Source organism: Gaetbulibacter saemankumensis DSM 17032, assembly GCF_000425645.1.
Classification (GTDB): domain Bacteria; phylum Bacteroidota; class Bacteroidia; order Flavobacteriales; family Flavobacteriaceae; genus Gaetbulibacter; species Gaetbulibacter saemankumensis.
The window spans coordinates 481,549-499,653 of record NZ_AUDV01000006.1 but is presented as its reverse complement, the minus strand read 5'-3'; the positions used below and the strand labels follow the sequence as shown (position 1 = coordinate 499,653).

Annotated in this window: 15 protein-coding genes and 1 rRNA gene; 11 read left to right on the top strand and 5 right to left on the bottom strand. The window is 31.7% G+C overall.

Going from position 1 to position 18,105, the window contains the following annotated elements:
* Positions 1 to 145: 145 nt before the first annotated feature.
* Together rrf and cls are read left to right on the top strand one after the other, a co-directional pair.
* Positions 146 to 253, top strand: a 5S ribosomal RNA gene (gene rrf / locus H611_RS0104570).
* Positions 254 to 458: 205 nt separating this feature from the next.
* Positions 459 to 1,901 (top strand): cardiolipin synthase, encoded by a 1,443-nt coding sequence (gene cls, locus H611_RS0104565; RefSeq protein ID WP_027137239.1) that lies wholly within the window; start codon positions 459 to 461, stop codon positions 1,899 to 1,901.
* Positions 1,902 to 1,953: 52 nt separating this feature from the next.
* On the opposite strand, the gene ccsA is transcribed toward cls, so the two are convergent.
* The 3 genes from ccsA to nrfH form a co-directional block, all read right to left on the bottom strand.
* The gene (gene ccsA, locus H611_RS0104560) at positions 1,954 to 5,091 is read right to left on the bottom strand and encodes a cytochrome c biogenesis protein CcsA (RefSeq protein ID WP_027137238.1); all 3,138 of its coding nucleotides are present in this window, start codon (positions 5,089 to 5,091) and stop codon (positions 1,954 to 1,956) included.
* A 77-nt stretch (positions 5,092 to 5,168) separates the two neighbouring features.
* Positions 5,169 to 6,668 (bottom strand): ammonia-forming cytochrome c nitrite reductase, encoded by a 1,500-nt coding sequence (nrfA, locus tag H611_RS0104555; protein ID WP_027137237.1) that lies wholly within the window; start codon positions 6,666 to 6,668, stop codon positions 5,169 to 5,171.
* A 12-nt stretch (positions 6,669 to 6,680) separates the two neighbouring features.
* Positions 6,681 to 7,277 carry a cytochrome c nitrite reductase small subunit gene (gene nrfH / locus H611_RS0104550; RefSeq protein ID WP_027137236.1) on the bottom strand — a complete coding sequence of 199 codons (597 nt, stop codon included), beginning with the start codon at positions 7,275 to 7,277 and terminating at the stop codon, positions 6,681 to 6,683.
* 461 nt (positions 7,278 to 7,738) lie between these two features.
* On the opposite strand from nrfH, the gene H611_RS0104545 reads away from it, so the two are divergent.
* Positions 7,739 to 9,064, top strand: coding sequence for a site-specific integrase (locus H611_RS0104545; RefSeq protein ID WP_169515981.1), 1,326 nt, complete (start codon positions 7,739 to 7,741; stop codon positions 9,062 to 9,064).
* On the opposite strand, the gene H611_RS0104540 is transcribed toward H611_RS0104545, so the two are convergent.
* Positions 9,061 to 9,762 (bottom strand): helix-turn-helix transcriptional regulator, encoded by a 702-nt coding sequence (locus H611_RS0104540; RefSeq protein ID WP_027137234.1) that lies wholly within the window; start codon positions 9,760 to 9,762, stop codon positions 9,061 to 9,063. The two genes, H611_RS0104545 and H611_RS0104540, sit on opposite strands and share 4 nt — an antisense overlap.
* A gap of 70 nt (positions 9,763 to 9,832) precedes the next feature.
* Here H611_RS0104540 and H611_RS0104535 point away from each other — a divergent pair, with 70 nt between their 5' ends.
* The 5 genes from H611_RS0104535 to H611_RS13960 all read left to right on the top strand — a co-directional run bounded on the left by H611_RS0104535 (position 9,833) and on the right by H611_RS13960 (position 14,749).
* Complete coding sequence (locus H611_RS0104535) at positions 9,833 to 10,324, top strand: hypothetical protein (protein WP_027137233.1); 492 nt, start codon at positions 9,833 to 9,835, stop codon at positions 10,322 to 10,324.
* Between the two features lie 75 nt (positions 10,325 to 10,399).
* Positions 10,400 to 10,702 (top strand): hypothetical protein, encoded by a 303-nt coding sequence (locus H611_RS0104530; protein ID WP_027137232.1) that lies wholly within the window; start codon positions 10,400 to 10,402, stop codon positions 10,700 to 10,702.
* Positions 10,703 to 10,784: 82 nt separating this feature from the next.
* Positions 10,785 to 12,245, top strand: coding sequence for a hypothetical protein (locus H611_RS0104525; RefSeq protein WP_027137231.1), 1,461 nt, complete (start codon positions 10,785 to 10,787; stop codon positions 12,243 to 12,245).
* 321 nt (positions 12,246 to 12,566) lie between these two features.
* Positions 12,567 to 13,424, top strand: a complete 858-nt coding sequence (locus H611_RS13965; RefSeq protein ID WP_051238721.1) for an ADP-ribosylglycohydrolase family protein — start codon at positions 12,567 to 12,569, stop codon at positions 13,422 to 13,424.
* Between the two features lie 527 nt (positions 13,425 to 13,951).
* Positions 13,952 to 14,749, top strand: a complete 798-nt coding sequence (locus tag H611_RS13960) for a Swt1 family HEPN domain-containing protein (protein ID WP_051238720.1) — start codon at positions 13,952 to 13,954, stop codon at positions 14,747 to 14,749.
* Here H611_RS13960 and H611_RS0104505 read toward each other — a convergent pair.
* Positions 14,735 to 15,127, bottom strand: a complete 393-nt coding sequence (locus H611_RS0104505) for a hypothetical protein (RefSeq protein WP_027137229.1) — start codon at positions 15,125 to 15,127, stop codon at positions 14,735 to 14,737. The genes H611_RS13960 and H611_RS0104505 overlap by 15 nt on opposite strands.
* A 158-nt stretch (positions 15,128 to 15,285) precedes the next feature.
* Between H611_RS0104505 and H611_RS0104500 the strand changes: the two genes are divergently transcribed.
* From H611_RS0104500 to H611_RS0104490, 3 genes are read left to right on the top strand one after another with little or no spacing between them, the layout of a single operon-like run.
* On the top strand, positions 15,286 to 16,287 hold the full coding sequence (locus H611_RS0104500; RefSeq protein WP_027137228.1) for a helix-turn-helix transcriptional regulator: 1,002 nt from the start codon (positions 15,286 to 15,288) through the stop codon (positions 16,285 to 16,287).
* Between the two features lie 58 nt (positions 16,288 to 16,345).
* Positions 16,346 to 17,617: a DUF2130 domain-containing protein gene (locus tag H611_RS0104495; RefSeq protein WP_027137227.1), complete on the top strand. Its 1,272-nt coding sequence runs from the start codon at positions 16,346 to 16,348 to the stop codon at positions 17,615 to 17,617.
* Positions 17,618 to 17,630: 13 nt separating this feature from the next.
* Complete coding sequence (locus H611_RS0104490) at positions 17,631 to 18,104, top strand: BrxE family protein (protein ID WP_027137226.1); 474 nt, start codon at positions 17,631 to 17,633, stop codon at positions 18,102 to 18,104.
* Position 18,105 lies beyond the last annotated feature (1 nt).

Below are 18,105 nucleotides of genomic sequence, written 5' to 3'. Positions count from 1 at the left end.
CGAGTAGTACTAATAACCCATAGGCTTATTGTACGCCTGTTTTTTTAAAGTTCAAAATTTATTACTATTATTATGTATAGCGACTTATAGAGTCCTTTTTTCAATATGTTACAATATTAGTTCTTGATTAGTCAAGACGACGATTTAAGGTGGTTATAGCAACGGGGCTCACCTCTTACCATTCCGAACAGAGAAGTTAAGCCCGTTAGCGCCGATGGTACTACGATTGTGGGAGAGTAGGTCATCGCCTTGTTTTAGAATCCTCATCATTTATTTGATGAGGATTTTTTTTTGCCCTAAACTGAAAACCCGAACAGGCAGACATTAGAATTTAAATTGCTTACAGAATTAAGAAATAAATGTCTTGATATAGTAAATAGTTTAAAAAAGGTTTACTATTTTAGAAGTGTAAGCTATTTAAATTAAGACCATTATAGTACCGATTAATTATAATATATATGGAATTCTTAATTATTGCAATTTATTTAATACTCTTATTGTATACGGTATTCAGAATTATTTTGGATACTCATTCTACATCTAAAACTTTAGCTTATTTATTATTAGTGTTATTATTTCCTTTATTAGGTGTTTTAATTTATTATGCTTTCGGAATTAATTACAGGCATGTAAAGCATAATAAGAAAACGGCCAATTTCCAACAGGACTTTGATGTGCTATACAAAAAAGAAGAATATGATGAAACTGATAAACTTATTGAGAAACACAAAGGAGAATTAAAACAATTCGATAGTCTTATTAAATTTCAGCATAATATTTTAGGAGAAATTTTACATAAGGCATCCTTTAAACTTTTAATAAATGGGGAAGAAAAATTTCCTGAATTATTAAGTACACTCGAAAAGGCTCATTCTTTTATTCATATGGAATATTATGCTTGGGAAAATGATATTCGCGGCAATCAAATAAAAGATGTACTAATAAGAAAGGTTAAAGAAGGGGTAACTGTTCGAGTTCTTTATGACGATTACGCAAGTCGCAAAATAAAACATACTATTGTGAAGGAATTAAAGGCGGCTGGAGTAGAGATATATCCTAAGATAAAAATAAAGTTTATTTTTTTTGCAAACCGAATTAATCATCGAGACCATAGAAAGATTGTTGTAGTGGATGGTGTTTTTGGTTTTCTTGGAGGGATTAATATCTCGGATAGGTATGATAATACTATAGATACGGGATTATACTGGCGCGATACTCATGTTAAATTCTCAGGGCCATTGGTTGCTAATTTGCAACGTCACTTTATTGTAAGTTGGAATGCAGCACAAAGTAATTCACTTAAGTATAATAAAGAACTCTTTCCTTCAATCCAAATTCCAAAAAGTAATATTTTAAGTATTGGCCAAGTAATGGCGGGTGGGCCTGTTTATTCAATGTCAACAATCATGTTGTCCTATTTTAAAGCGTTTTCATTAGCTAGAAAAAAACTTTACATTACAAATCCATACTTTATACCTAATAACAGTATTCTTAATGTGTTAAAACAGGCTGCAATTACAGGCGTAGACGTTAGATTATTAATGCCTGACAAATCAGATTCAGCTGTCGTTGGGGCAGCATCTAGATTTTATTTCGAGGAGTTATTAAGATCTGGTGTTAAAATATATTTATACGAAAAGGGATTTATTCATGCAAAAACAGCGGTTATTGACAGTTTTGTAAGCATTGTGGGTACAGCCAATATGGATATTAGAAGCTTTGATTTAAATTTTGAAATTATGCCGATTATTTATGATAGTGAATTTTCCGTACAATTAGAAAAAGTCTTCTATAATGACTTAGAACAAAGTAGACAAATTACAATAGAAGCATGGAATAAAAATGGATTGTATAATAGGTTAAAGTTTGCCTTGGCAAGATTGATTTCATATTTGTTATAGTTAAAATGCTCTAGTTTATTTTATCCTGTAATAAGATCGAACGTGAAATTATTTATGGTGTGTTTTTAGTAGCCTGTTTCCTAAAGTAAGCGATTAAGATAATGCTTAATACAATAATTATTAATACATATATAAAGGAAGGTATTGGTAAGGGGTCGCCAGCCGCATAACTATGTAAACCGGATAAATAATAGTTAACTCCAAAAGAGGTCATTATAATAGAACTAAATGCGATGACACTCGCTGAATTAAAAATAAACTTGCTATTTAAACCAGGAATAAGTCTTAAATGTAAAACAATAGCGTATACGATAATACTTATTAGTGCCCAAGTTTCCTTGGGGTCCCAAGCCCAATAACGTCCCCAGGATTCATTGGCCCAAATACCGCCCAAAAATGTGCCAACACTTAATACAAATACGCCAATAGTCATGGAAATTTCATTGATATAAGTGAGTTCTTTAATGCGAATATCGATTGCAATTTTAGACTTTTCAGTTTTAAAAATACTGAGTATTAGTGCCATGAGACCGAGAACTGCAGATAAAGCCAAAGGGGCATAACTACTAACTATAGTAGCGACATGAATTTTTAACCAGTAAGATTTTAGGACAGGCATTAGATTGGTTATTTCTGGACTTAGCCAATCTAAATAACTTACAAATAATAGGGCGCCAGAGAATAGTGTAGCCAAGGGTAATGCAAAATCCGATTTTCGGAATGTGAGTAATCCGCAGAGTAAAAGTACCCAAGAAACAAATATAAGCATTTCATACCCATTACTCCAAGGCGCGTGTTGCGCTACGTACCAACGTAATAAAATATTTCCAGTAAATATTAAAAAGGTTATTAGAGTTATTATGATTACAAAATTCCAAGTGATTTGTATAAATCTTTTATTGTAAAATATTCTTGTAATGGCAAGAACTAGTAATATAAAGCCTAACGTGAAGTATACCTGAAACAACCAAAAGTTAAGATTCAATTCATTATACCATAGCTCGGCTTCAATTCGCTTCTTGTTTGGAATTATGTTTTTCCCAAGTACTGATTGATACGTTTTTATATATTCAAGATTTTCACTAGCAGCAATCCAATTTTTATCCTGAACATTTTTAAAATATATTGGGAGAATATGTTTAGCAAAGGCACCGTCTTCTTTTGGAAAATCATTAAAATGATGGGAGCTACTATGCCATTTGTTATTTGCATCGTTTGCATTCGGAAAAATTTTAAGGTAATTACCAGCGAATACATTATATAGAATATTAAAACGCTCATCCACCTTTATAATTTCTTTGTCAAATTCGTTACGTTCGGCAGGCTTTTTTAAGTTTGATGCTTCAACCTGTTCACCTAATAGGTATTTGCCGTTATCATCCAATAAATCGTTAAACGAAACTAAACCATCTTCATTAAGTTGAATATTTTCATATAAAACACCTCCCTTTTCTTTATCTATTTTTATTAGCGGAATGTATTGCCAGATGTTAGACGACGCCTGCATGGCTAAAAAAGTTTGGTTAGCATTAAAGCTAATTTTATGCCCATTCTCGGTATATGTAAAATAAGGTTTACGCGATATTTTTCTTAGGAATTCCGACGCGAGCGTATTAATAGGTTTAATGCGGCCATCTAGATCCTGAACCATGATACGTCCAAACATGTCTGCGTGCTGCTCGTCGATATGTTGAGATTCAATGACGGTTGAGTTAACTTCTGGAAGATTTGCTTGAGCTTGGATGAAATTACTTCCTAAGCATAGCAGACCAACAGTAAGTACTTGTTTTAATTTTAATTTTTTCAATTTCTTATTGACGATTGAAAAACGTGATGATTTTCCGAAGAGTGTAAAAAACATGCCAAGCATCATTAAAAAATAGCCCAAATATGTTATGTTCGTTCCCCAGGCATCATGATTTACAGCAAGCACGGTGCCTAATTCATCGGTATCGTAGCTAGCCTGAAAAAATCTATATCCTTTATAGTCTAATACATTATTCATGAAAATACGATGTGGTATATGAGTGTTGTTATCAATCACTTCAATTTCACTTGCATAGGCAGACGGACTTGTAGAACCAGGATAGCGTTCTAACTGAAAATCGTTTAATTTAATGGAAAAGGGAGTTGTAATAATTTCCGATCCATATGAAAGAGTAAATATTAGGTCCTTAAATTCTAAATCGTGCAATATCGGTTGAAAACCTTTTCGATAGATTAATGAGGCTTCTTTGGTGTCGTTATCAACTTTAATATTTAAAATAAGGGCATCATCCTTTTGCTCGTCATTATCCTTTGGTTTTTCCGAGTCGCTAACAAGAGATATTTTAGCATTTGGGTGATAGGATAACAGAACGAAAGAAGCATCTCCATCTCGATAGAGTGTTTTGAGATTAATATTATATAAGCTGTCTTTTTTTATGGTTGAAGCCTTTTGACTCGCCATAACAAAGGAGCTTAAATCTCTTGGTGATTTTAGTTGAAACTGCCCATTTTTTTCAGTTATGTTAATAACGTCATCCTGATTAACATCAAAGCCAATTTTATGCTTATGAGCACCAATCGATTCAATTTCACCTTTTTCTAATAATAAAGCTTCTCTGCCATTACCAGCAGAAACTACTACTTCTAGCAAGGCTTTGCCATTCGGGATGTCATCTTGTATTTCGGGTCGCGCATCGGCAATAAAATCGTTGAATGCTATTTTAATTGGCCGCTCATTAAAATCAGTATTAATGGAAAATTGATTATCGCTTAAAGGAGAAAAATCAATTTTTTTCTTAATTACCTTGGTGTTACGTCCGTCGGTAATATGAATGTGTAAAAAGTTGTTGTCTGAAATAATGATGTTTGAAGTATCACCTTCTCGAATTCGCATAATACCACTGTAAGATGTATAGCGGGTAATACCGGCACCTATTAAAATAACTATAAAAGCCAAATGAAACATGAGCAAGGCCCATTTGGTCTTATTCCATAGGTTGTATTTGAAAATGTTAAGAATAAAAGAAATAACCAGTCCCAGCATAACCAGTTCAAACCACCAGGCATTATAAATTAGTTTCCATGCTGTGGCTGTCCCGAAGTCGTTTTCTACAAAGGTGGCTATAGCCATAGAAAGGGCAAAGACGAATAATAGAATAACAGCTAGTTTTGGTGATGAAAATAATTTATAGATACGATTCATAGAATTCTTAGTTGTATAAATGAAAAAGACACCTTAAAAGTTAAGGTATCTTTTGAAATCAGTGTTAGGTGATTATTTTAATCTTGTACGGATGAAACCGTATTAATAGGCATTTTATCTTCACGTGCCTTAGCTTCTTCTAGCCACTTAGGTAGCAGGTTTTGTTTGAACGCTTCTTTAGCAGCTTCTTCCTTTTCAATATCAAGACCTATAAATTTTTGAGCTTTTTCTTTAGTTGTAATATCCGGCATTTCGATAGGTTTGTTGTGGCCAAGATCGGCTAACAATCGCGCGAGTTTTACACGTGCCTCTTGAGCAATAACAAGACCGCTTCCAATAATTCTACCAATTTCAACGGGTGAATGAAAAGAAGCACCATGAGCGGCTGCCGCAAAATCCCAACGCCATTGGCCGTGACGAATATCGGTAAGTATAGGTTCCATTTGAGCTTCCGTTGCACCTAAATCCCAACATTTTTTAGCTTCCAAATGTGCTTTTACTAATAAGTCTTCCAACTTCACTCTGTTTTCGGTGGCTTTACGCTGTCTTTCGTAAACGTTTGCAATTAATTTTTCTGAATCTTCTCTGTGACAAACTTGACAAGCATTTGATACATTATTTAGAGGAGACTGAATATGGTGGTCTGTGAATTTTTGTCCGCCTTCACTTTTGTAGGGCATATGGCAATCTGCACAAGATACACCACGATCGGCGTGAACGCCTGTAAGAAAGGTTTCATACCCTGGGTGCTGGGCTTTTATCATCGGAGTTTTACTAAGTTTATGAGTCCAGTCTGAAAAATTAATGTTGTCGTAATAAGCTTCCATGTCTTCAACGGTTGTTCCATCTTTCCATGGAAAAACAAGGTAAGGAGTCCCCTCTTTACCAGGCAAATTGGAATTAAAATAGTATTCAACATGACATTGAGCACAGACCAGTGTTCTCATTTCATTATGGGTAGCCTGATTAATGTCTTTGCCCATAGAATCGAATGCTTCAACTAATGCTGGTCTTGAAATTTGTAATTTCATGGTCTCCGGATTATGGCAATCGGCACAACCTATTGGGTTTACAATTTCAGCACCTTTATCAGCCCATTTTCCACTATAAAATTCAGCTATACCAATTTCATTCATTAATCGAGGAACGTCTGGACTTTTACATGTCCAGCAGGTAGCGGGCATAGGACCATCTCCTTTACCTGTTGGACCTCCGGTTCTTAGGGTATTATGAATATCTTCTACGGCATAGGCATGGCCACGACCTTGATTGTAATCTTTTGAAAAACCATATCCTGCAAATAAAATAACTAGTCTAGGGTCTTCTTCAAGAACATCCCTCATACGTGAACCACCTTGATACGAAGAAAAAGAAGTGTCTAATGTTTGCATGTACGATTGATATTCTTGCGGGAAGTTATCTCCCCAAACCTCATTTCGTGGTTCAAATTCTGCAATATTTACTTTTGGCGTGTACCTATATTTGGCTTCAGATTTCCTGTTAATAATGCTTGAAGCTAACAATCCAAGTAGAAATACTACAATAATAGTAACAATGAATAGTATTTTATTTTTCATCTGGTATAGTTTTTAGTCTTTTATCTGTTTCTCCATCCATGTTGGAATTACCAATGTTTCTTTATCTGTAGGTTTAGGAGCTAAATTATATTTTATTGATGTGATACCATGAACTTTTCCATGAGGAACTTGCTTGTGGCAACTCCAACATTGACGTCCGGTTCTATTCTCTTTATGGTCATCAATCCAACCATTGTATTTTGTTTGGGTTACCTGTTGTACGTGACAGCGAATACAGTTGTTTTGAACAACTTCTTGAGAGGGTTCATGCATTTTAATAACATCAGGTTCTGCTCTGGCTGTGAAAACAGAGGCGTGGTAGAGCCCATCTTTAGCTTTAAAATAGTATTTGTTAAAAATATTATTGTGAGGGACATGACAGTCGTTACAATTTGCCCATTCTCGATGCGAACTATGCATCCAGCTATTGTATACAGGTGTCATAACATGACAATTAACACAGGCTTGTGGGCTATCAGACATATAAGAAACAATTTCAGATTCTTTTGCCATAAATAAGCCTAGACCAATTAACACCGCTATTAGAAATACAGAAGTTGTTCGCCATCCGGTATTCTTTTCTGGAAGTATTTTTTTTCTTAAACTCAATAGCCGATTTTTTTTAATTGGACATTAAAAGTTAGCAGAGTAAATTTAGAAAAAAAAAAGATAAAATCGAAGATTTTATAATAATTATTAAAGGTGCTTTTTTTCTTAATAATTTTAAATAAAAGTTGTTGATTAATAGTGTTAAAAGTTATGAGGTATAGGGAGTTATGAATAAAAAGGAAGAAATCAGATTTTAACTAAAAGAAACTAGAGTATGAGATAAAAAAAATCCCGTAAACATTAAAGTTTCGGGATTTTTTTGTGGTACCTCCAGTACTAACATTGCAATATGTCTATTTCCGTGATTTTCCGTTCTATTCCTTGTTAAGTGTTAAATATACTGTATTTGGCGTTGTTTTAGTAGTTTTTAAGCGGAAATATAAAGAATGTTTGGGAAATATATTTGGCACTTTATTTGGCACTTATGTTTTAAAGGCATAATTTTGATTAAACTTTTTATTATGGCTAAAAGCAATCATAGAACTAAAGGAACACTTCGATTTGCATTAAAGGAACCAAATTCAAATACTCAATCACCTATACAGCTTATTTTTAGTCTAGGAGATGTTAGAATACGAAAAAGTATAGGTTATAAAATTGAACCAAAGTATTGGGATATTGGCAAACAAAGAGTAAAGAATGTAAATCTAGCTAGCAATAAAGATGAAATAAACAGAGAGATTAATGACCTTGAAAATTATATTAATGCGCAGATATCTGAATTAAGGAAAACAAAGGCCATAATTCATAAAAAGGATGTAGGCAATATTATAGATGCTTTTAAAAAGAACGAGGAGGAGGAAGTCTTTGTATCGAATGATTTTTTTGATGTGTTCAATTCATTTATAGAAATTAAAACTAAAATGCTTCCTGTGAATAGAGGTGGAAGGAATCAAACGGTAGAGGCTTATAAACAAGCTTTAAAGTTCCTTGTCAAGTTTCAAAAAGACACAAAGTATAAAGTGACATTTGAGAGTGTTGATTTAGATTTTTATTTTGAGTTTATAGATTATATGCAATCACTTGAAAAACCTGATGGAAAATATTATTCATTAAATACTATTGGAAAGCATATTAAAACACTTAAAACTTTTTTGAATTACGCCACTAATGTTGGAGTCAATACTAATTTTAAGTATAAGCTCTCTGAATTTAAAATTCCAAAGGAGCAAACAACAGCTGTTTATTTAACCAAAGAAGAAAAAACAAAGCTTTTTGAGTTTGATTTTTCAGAATACCGTGAATTAGAGCAAGCAAGAGATATATTCATTATTGGTTGTGAAATCGGTCAAAGGATTTCAGATTTTAATAACTTAAATAATGCTGAAATAATAGAAATGCAAGGGAAGAAATATTTTAAACTAAAGCAGAAAAAAACAGGTGAAACAGTTTACTGCCTAATAACTCCCGCAATAAGCAGTATTATGAAATTAAGATATGATAATAATCCACCGCCAACAATACATGAACAATATCTAAACGACAGAATTAAAGAAGCTGCTCAAATGGTAGGTATTAATGAAATGGTTAAATACGAAAGAACAGAAGGAGGAAAGAAAGTTATTAAGAATATTCCAAAATATAGTCTTATCTCGTCCCACTCCGCAAGAAGAACCTTTTGCAGTTTACACTTTAACGAAGGTGTGCCAATACAGGAAATTATGACGCAGAGTGGACATAAAACAGAAAAGGAATTTAAGAACTACATTAGAATTTCAAAAGAGGAAACGGTCAGAAACATAACTAATTCAGAAAGGTTTAATAAGTCATTTATTGCTGTTGGCTAATAGTTTCTTGTATTAGCATATTTCTCAATATCAGAACGTAAATATCTAGGGCTATTCCCAATATGATTATTTCTTTTGAAGTGTTTCATGTTTTCTAAATTGGTAACCTGTCTCACGGATATTTTCAAATATTCGGCCACTTCTGTTTTTGTCATTAATGGAGTTTTAGTTGGATTTGACGAATAGGTGTCTTCGTTGTGTTTAATATTAACAAAATATTTCTGATGACTAAAATCAAAGTCTTTAAAATGTCGTTTTAGAAATTGTAAAAATTCGTTGTGGAAATGCTTTAGCTTATTGCAATATTCAAAAAACAACTCATAGCATGATAATTTAAGGCTTTTAGGTTTATGCTTTTTTAAATCATGATTTTCTCCTTTAATTTTCTCAAGCCAAGTATCAATCTGTTTTTTTAAACCATCCAAAGCGTTAGATAGTCTATCGGGGGAAATGTTTTTATCTGAAAAAACATAATCTTTACTTTCCGATAGTAAATCTTCAATTTTTGATTGTTGTCTTAATAAAAAATAAGTCTTGAAATGCCCAATAGCTTCCTTATTTGAAGCTTCTAAATTGTCGGTATCTAAATCAATGTTCTTATGTCCTCTCTCTGTTTTAAATAGCTCAAACTCTTTTAAAATAAGTTTTTTAAAGCTTTTGTCGTATTGGGGGAGGTGCTTTATTTGGTTTAACGTCAATTTATGGCGGGTTTAGATGAAAAGAAAATAAATTTACATAAATTATACCAATATATTAATAGTTTAAGAGATGGAAGAGCTAGGAGGATTTAATTTATTTACTTCTCATTTTGTTATTGGGTGCTTAACTAATGCAAATAATGATTTAGAGAGCAAGAAGGAACTGAACAACTGGCTCAAATTCAAAGATTCTGATTCTGAAATGGATAAATACAGAGTTAATCAAACTCAATATGTAGATTTTCTTCATGAAATTGATTTAAGTATTTTTAAAGATTACTTATTGGATCTGGTTAAAAATTATAAAAAAGCTTTTCCTTATGCTGACAGGGAGGATTTTATAAATCATGTTTTTGGATATTCTCTTTTTCACTTGGGAAACTTTATTGAAAGAGAATATCGTTTTTTAGGCTCGTATTCTACAAGTAGTAATTATAACTTCTATTGTTACTTTGAAGTTTCAAGTAGTCAGTATTTAGATTTCACAATACCTTCTGATAAAACAATTGAATATTTTAAGCAATATTATAGTAAAGTAATACAACTTATTGATGACGTTTAGTTTGAAGATAATGATATCTCAAAATTAATATCACAAACTGAATTTGCTGAAATAGAAACTGCCGAAACCCTTAGTTTGTCAATTAATCAAATAGCCTTAAAATTTGTTTATGAGGGCAAATTAATTAATAGGGAAAACAGTGAGGAAATAGTAAAACAGTTTGGTCATAATTCCGGAGATGCTCTTTATAATAAATACATACGTTACTCAAGTGATGCTAATAGAAAGGGCGCGCCTCATCCGCTAACTCCAAGAAAGCTACAAAACAAAATAGATCTTTTAGAAAGTGTTATTAAATTAGTTTCGACAGATTCACAAACAAAAATAAAAGAAGAAGTGTTAGGTTTAAAGCGTATTCAGGAGAACGAATTTAACTAAAATTTGTAACTAGTAATAACCGGTTACCTACTTGGCTTTTTTCTAATATTTACTGCAATTAATAATTGAAATTGTAGTACTTATGAATGATTCGACACTTAAAATTCAAAATGATTTTACCAAAAAAAGAAGTAAACAAGTCATTATCCAAAAAAAACTATTAAAGGATTTAGAAGTAGCCATTCTTGAATACAATAAAGTAAACAAGCCTAAACTTAAACTAGACATATCTGTTTTTATTTTGAGCTTATTAAACAGTATTCCCAGCTTTTACAGAGAGGAAGAGCGATCTGATGAAGTTGCATTGAATTCACAAATATTAAAGAAGTATCATGATAAATATTATCTCTACTTAGGCTTCTTTATAAAGCATGGATTCATTGTAAAAACTAGAAATTATAGCACTGATAACCATAAATGCAATACATTCTGTTTTAGTGAAATGTATTTGAATAATGAATTAATGTCTTATCCAATAACTGATAAAACTTTCTTGAAAAAATTTGATAATAAAGGAAGGGGTGGTTCTCAAAGAAACAAGAACCAGTATTGTCAAAATGAAAGACCTCATTTAGTTAAGTTTTTTAATGATAATCTTACAATTAATTCATTTGACGCACTTTTAGAAATTGAAAGTCTAAAAAATGATGAAAAGACAAAAAGCAGTTATAAATCTAATTTTCAATTAATAAATGAATTCCGTAATCAATATTGGAAATATTCTATAAAACCAGCTACAGATAATAGATTGCACAGTAACTTAACTAGGTCTTCTAGGGTACTGCGAAAGCATATTCTATACAATAGCGAACACCTTGTAGGAGTTGATTTAAAGACCTCTCAGCCATTTATGTTAAGTGTCGTTATAAAAGCTATTTTAAAGCAAGACAAGGGCTTGTTAAAACAAACAAAAGCAACAGATTTACTAACGGACGAAATGGTAGATGCTCTTTTTAACTTAGAGTTAGACAAGCAAGAATTAGTGAGTTTCGTTCTATCGGTATTAAACAGAGATTTTTATTCTGAATTTGAGAAATTGCTGTCTATTGACTTTGATGAAAATGGTTTACCATATAGAATGGTTTCAAATTTTGGCAAGAAGAAAAAATGGAAATTAAAGGAAGTAAATGAGCCTAGAAGTAAAGTAATTTATGATACAACAAGAGAGTTAGTCAAAAAGGTTGTAATGGAGATATTTTATAGTAAACCTAAAACCACGATTAAAGAGGCTAAGGTTTTTAGAAAAGAATACCCTAGTCTATTCAGAATTTTCATTTGTCTTCAAGAATTTGGGGTAGGCTTATCTAAGTTGCTTCAAAATATGGAAGCTTATGTGTTGTTAGACTACACGGCATGGAAAATTCACCACAAATACCCAGGTATGCCAATTTCCAGTATTCATGATGCTTTAGTTACAACAGAATCATGGAAGGATGTTTTGAAAGATGAAATGCAACAACATATTAAGGAACTAACGACTTTATCGCCAAAATTAGAAATAGAAGATTGGAATGACTATTCAATAATAAAAGAAGTTATATAAGTATATATATTTAATACTCTAGCTATATAATTTATTAGTTAAACCCTAATGTAGCGTCTTTTTATGAAGCATAAATAAATATGCTATATACTAACAAACAAATGCTTAAAATTGAAAAAGAGGAAAATCAGTTGTTATTCAAGCAGTAAGTTTAATGAATGATAAAGATTAGTTTTCTTTAATTACAAAATATCAATAATAGGTATGTGTGTCATGCACTCACGTTTTTAAAGTAAAATTATATTTAAATATATAGATAAAAAGAGTATCTAAAAGAATACGAAAGTATCTTATCTTTATCTTACAGAACACAAATAAGTCATGATAGGCGCAATAATCGGAGACATAGTAGGCTCAATATATGAGTTCGATAATCATAAGAGTAAAGAATTTGATTTATTCAGTAAAGAAAGCACGTTTACAGATGACACTGTAATGACGGTAGCAATTACCGAATTCTTATTACTGGATAGGCAAATATCACAATCAAGACTTTGTTCGCATTTATATGATTGGTACAAAAAGTACCCACAACTCCATTTGACGTATGGAAGAAACTTTGTCAAGTGGCTGAATCAATTTGAGACCACTAATTATGTTCTGTTCAAGAAAGGGAACAGTTATGGTAATGGTGCAGCCATGCGTGTATCGTCAGTACCCTCACTTACGTTTGGAGACATAAGAGAATCAGCAAAATTTGTAACGGAAGTTTCACATAGTCACCCCGAAGGAATCAAAGGTGCCCAGGCAGTAGTAGTAGCCTGTAAAATGGCTATTACACATAAATCCAAGGAACAGATCAAAAAAGCCATTGAAGAAGAATTCGGCTATGACCTCAACCGTACAGTAGAACAGTTAAGAGAAACTTACGAATACAATGAAACTTGCCAAAGGACAGTTCCCGAGGCTATAGTCTGTTTCCTTGAAAGTACAGACTTCGAGGATGCTATTAGAAATGCTATATCCATAGGTGGAGATAGCGATACCTTGGCTTGTATCACAGGTAGTATTGCTGAAAAATTCTATAAGGATATACCGGAAAAGATAATTGTAAAAACCTTGTCCTATCTACCTAAAGAAATGCTTGATGTGGTCTATAATTTCTATTCTGAGGCGTATTATGACCATAAAAATTTAAGTGAAATAATTATGGAACAGTTGGCTGAACATTCAAAATAAATTGCTATAGTTATAGATACTAAAGTTGTAAGAGATATTAGTTTTATTGGATTAGATTAATAATGAAAGAAAGGGTTGGCAGAAATGTTGGCCTTCTTTTATATTATTCTTTCAAATAGAAAATGAACAGATTGTTTGGGGTAAATGCATATTCTTAAATAGCTACAGAACTAAAGATGTTAACATTAAATGTTTTGCTAAAGAAAAGTTAGTTTTGAGGTTGTATCTAATTCAAAAAATAACACCACAACAGAAGTCAGAGGTTATAGAAGGTCAGATAATTTAATTTATTTAATAAACATTAATGTAGCGTCTATTTTTAAAGGAAGTAAAAAAGAGATTAAATTAAAATTTGATCTAGAAATAAGAGTTTCATAAAATGCATATATTAATATATTCTTAACTAGTAAGAAAACAATAATATCTGACTTATTAATCAAAGACACCTTTTTAATTTTACTTTTTTGTGAGTTAATCATTAATAAGAGAATAAAAAAAAATTGTAGATTTATTTAAATTAGGATTAGATGCTTGAAAAGTTTAAATATTGGGTTGAGAAAAATGAAGATAAAGCACCTGGGACAATCTATAGCTATAGTAAAGCTCTAGAAAAGATTTCAGAACATTATTCTAAGTATAAAGAAATTAGAATGAATATTTTGAATATTACTGACCCAGATGAACTAGAAGAAATAATTTCTATTTATGATTTTGATGGAAAATATAGTGATTATGGAAACAAGGGAAATAGGACCTATATAAATGGGTTAAAAACCTATAAACGGTTTTTGTTAAATAAACCTAAGCGACGAGGAGATAGGTCGAATAAGGTGTCTGACAGACAAAAAACTGTTAAACAAATTAATAATAACTTAGGTAATTATTTTGACGAAAGTTTGAAATTAGAAGCATCCAGTATGCGATATAGTTATGAGTTATTTTATTGTTTGGAGCGCTCAATTCGTCAGCTAGTTAAAACTACTTTGGAGGAAGAATATGGTGAAAACTGGTGGCGTAAAATTGATTTACGGGTTAAAGAAAATGTAAAAAACAACATAGAATATGAACTAGACACTTCCCATACTAAAAGATCTGACCAGAAGATTGACTATACAACATTTGGAGATTTAAGAAAAATTATAAATACTCATTGGAATGTCTTCGGAAATAAATTTAATAGAAATTTAAATTCCGTAAATGAAGTAATGATTGACCTTAATCGCTTAAGAGTTTCTATTGCTCATTGTACACCTCTAGCTGAAAAAGAGATTACTAGATTAGAGATCCGGGTAGATGATTGGTTTAATTTGTTAAAAAGCATCTAAAAAATCAATATCTCCATACCAGTCGCAGTGATAAATATCCGTTATTTTTTCATCAGTCATTTCAAAAAATAAGGCAAAGTGCATTCCAGAGTGGTTTCCAACAAATTTACAGATAGGCTTATTGCAATTACAGCCCTTGCAGCAGTCTAAATCCAATAACAATTCAGAATCTCCATGAGTTTTATGGTTATTGAATCGGTCGTTCAATTTTTCTATAAATTTAAGTTTCCCAATATCTTCATAGTCGATATCATCAGCAAGTATAAGTTTTAATAGTCCCACCTCCATTTTCATGATAGCATACCAAATGGAGTTGATATAATCCAACTCATCCAATGATGTCAAATCTTCAAGTTTTAAAACAGAATTTCGCTTCATTGTAATAATTTTAAGCAAAATTGAACTCATAATGCGCAGTATATTTGCATATTAATAAAAGTAGAAAATTACTGACTAATGTTAGGTCCGTTTATACGTAATTTTGCTACTTTTAAGTCTCCTTATAGCTAATAGCGAAAATCAAATAATTAAATTACATGGCAACCAATAGGCATGCTCAAATACGATACACGATACTAGACCGTTGCTTTAGCAACTTTAATAGACTATATAATTATGATGACCTTTTAGAAGAGATTAACAATGTGCTTTATGAGTTAGGAACTGAAGGGGTTAAACTTCGACAACTTCAGTATGATATTGAACATATGAAATCTGATGCAGGTTGGGCTATTGAACTCATTGAGGGCTTAAAAAAAGAACGTAAAAAAGCCTTTCGCTACAAGGATAAAAACTTCTCTATTGCAAATCACCCTTTAAATGTTAATGATTCAGAACAACTTGAAACGACTTTAGCTATTTTATCTAGATATAAACATCGAGAAGAATTTAACTGGTTAGAAGAATTAATTCCTCGAATGGAACAGGCGTTTGATCTAGTGGCCATTGGAGATAATGGAGCCATTGGTTATCAAGAAAATATAGACCTTAAAGGGAGAGGACATGTTGGTACGCTTTTTAATCTTATTCTAAAAAGGAAAAAAGTCAAGTTAATTTATGAACCTTACGGAAAACCTCAACAACAAGTGATTATTTGTCCGTATTATTTGAAGCAATATAATAACCGCTGGTTTTTGTTTTGTTTTAATGAGGTTTATCAATCTATTTCAAATTATCCTTTGGATAGAATAGTTTCTATAATTGAATTAGCAGATGACTTTGATCCTTTAGATATTAACTGGATGGATTATTTTGAAGATGTTATAGGCGTAACTAAACCAGAAGAATCTAAAGTAGAACTCATCAAATTGAAATTTTCAGAGAATCGTATAAATTATGTAGTAACAAAGCCGATACATGGAACTCAGAAAATAGATAACTCTGACGAAACAGGAAATACCATAACAATCGAAGTTATACCTAATCCAGAATTATATCAGCTATTATTATCCTTTGGTGCAGACATAGAAGTTATTTCACCTTCAATTGTAAGGGATGAATTAATAGAAAAAATAAGAAAAATGAACAAAATTTATTAATATGCACATATATTGCATGTTTGAATTTCATATTTGTATCGAACCTTAAAAATAAACTATGAGTGCGAATAGCGAAGTAAAATGTCCAAATTGTAAAGAAGTCTTTAAAGTTGATGACGCCGTTTATACTAACATTATAAAGCAAGTTAGAGATCAACAGTTTGATGAGGAACTTCAGAGTCGATTAGATGCTGCAAATAGGGAAAAAGAAGCGGCCCTAAAATTAGTCGAGGCAAATATTACAAGTTTGTTTAAGGAGCAATTGGCTCAAAAAGATATAGAAATCAATAATTTAAAACTTAAAAGCAAAGACGAATTAGTAGATGAGGTGTCCAAAAAACAAGAAGAAATTAGACAATTACAGTCTAAATTGGATCAAACCGAAATACAGAAAAAATTGGAGCTTTCGAATGCGGTAAGAGCTCTTGAAAAAGAAAAAGACCAATTAGAGAATGATGTCAAATTGAAAGAAGCTGAAAAAGAGAACCTTGAAAAGTCTTTAAAAGAGGATTTTAGGCGAGAATTGGATCATATAGCAAAAGATTTGCAGTTAAAGGATGATGAAATAGAGCGTTTAAAAAACTACAAACAAAAGCTTTCTACCAAAATGATTGGTGAAACCTTGGAGCAGCATTGTGAAACGGAGTTTAACAAACTAAGAGCAACTGCCTTTCAAAATGCTTATTTTGAGAAAGATAACGATGCTTCAGGAGGAACAAAAGGTGACTACATATTTAAAGAAACAGACCATGCTGATAATGAGGTGGTTTCTATAATGTTTGAAATGAAGAATGAAAATGATACGACTTCCACAAAAAAGAAAAATGAAGATTTCTTTGCCAAATTAGATAAAGACCGTAGAGATAAAGGTTGTGAGTATGCCGTATTGGTTTCTTTATTAGAGTCAGATAATGAACTCTACAATACCGGTATTGTTGATGTGTCATATAAGTACGAAAAAATGTATGTGATTCGTCCCCAGTTTTTTATACCAATGATTACTCTTCTCCGTAATGCAGGTATGAAGTCTTTAGAGTACAAGGCTGAGTTAAGTGTCATGAGAAATCAGAATATTGACATTACTAATTTTGAGGATAAGATTAACGATTTTAAAACCGGTTTTGCGCGTAATTATGAGTTAGCAAGTCGTAAATTTATGACTGCTATTAGTGAAATAGATAAAACCATCTCTCATTTAGAAAAGACTAAGGCGGCTTTATTATCTTCAGAAAATAATTTACGTTTGGCGAATAATAAGGCAGATGATTTAACCATTAAAAAATTAACCCATGGCAACCCAACCATGAAACAAAAATTTGACAATTTGTAGAAATCATATTTAAATGACTAAAGAAAATATAAATAATCTTTTATTAACTAGAGTTGCAGTAGCAGTTCTAGGTGAAAAAAACGGATGGTGGAAGACTAAATTTTTTAACGAAAGCTCTAAAATATTTTTAAATTTCACTTTTCCAAGATCAAAAAACGTCCAATACGCTGCTGCTTTTGATGCTATAAAAAGTATTATAGATAAAAAGGTTGGACCAAATCACTTTCATCTTTTTAGGTTGAGCATTAATTATGAAGAACAAATCCATAATCAATTACTTAAAGGTGATTTCGATGAGTATTTATCTTTCGATAAAGCAAGAGAATTATTGAATGAATTTGCGAAAAGTTTACCAGTAGACATTGCACAAGGACCTAAGAATATTGGAAGTATCAATGAAATTGATGATAATTTAATTCAGGCATTTGCAGCAGAGTATTTGAAAGCATTTGAATCAAATGTTACTGTTTATCCTTATTTGAACTAAA

Excerpts from the sequence above, each read along its gene's own strand:
- H611_RS13965 (WP_051238721.1), top strand. The coding sequence starts at position 12,567 with ATGATAGGCGCAATAATCGGAGACATAGTAGGCTCAATATATGAGTTC.
- nrfA (WP_027137237.1), bottom strand. The coding sequence starts at position 6,668 with ATGAAAAATAAAATACTATTCATTGTTACTATTATTGTAGTATTTCTA.
- H611_RS0104545 (WP_169515981.1), top strand. The coding sequence starts at position 7,739 with ATGGCTAAAAGCAATCATAGAACTAAAGGAACACTTCGATTTGCATTA.
- H611_RS0104535 (WP_027137233.1), top strand. The coding sequence starts at position 9,833 with ATGGAAGAGCTAGGAGGATTTAATTTATTTACTTCTCATTTTGTTATT.
- H611_RS0104505 (WP_027137229.1), bottom strand. The coding sequence starts at position 15,127 with ATGAAGCGAAATTCTGTTTTAAAACTTGAAGATTTGACATCATTGGAT.
- H611_RS0104490 (WP_027137226.1), top strand. The coding sequence starts at position 17,631 with ATGACTAAAGAAAATATAAATAATCTTTTATTAACTAGAGTTGCAGTA.
- H611_RS13960 (WP_051238720.1), top strand. The coding sequence starts at position 13,952 with ATGCTTGAAAAGTTTAAATATTGGGTTGAGAAAAATGAAGATAAAGCA.
- H611_RS0104495 (WP_027137227.1), top strand. The coding sequence starts at position 16,346 with ATGAGTGCGAATAGCGAAGTAAAATGTCCAAATTGTAAAGAAGTCTTT.
- ccsA (WP_027137238.1), bottom strand. The coding sequence starts at position 5,091 with ATGAATCGTATCTATAAATTATTTTCATCACCAAAACTAGCTGTTATT.
- H611_RS0104500 (WP_027137228.1), top strand. The coding sequence starts at position 15,286 with ATGGCAACCAATAGGCATGCTCAAATACGATACACGATACTAGACCGT.
- H611_RS0104525 (WP_027137231.1), top strand. The coding sequence starts at position 10,785 with ATGAATGATTCGACACTTAAAATTCAAAATGATTTTACCAAAAAAAGA.
- cls (WP_027137239.1), top strand. The coding sequence starts at position 459 with ATGGAATTCTTAATTATTGCAATTTATTTAATACTCTTATTGTATACG.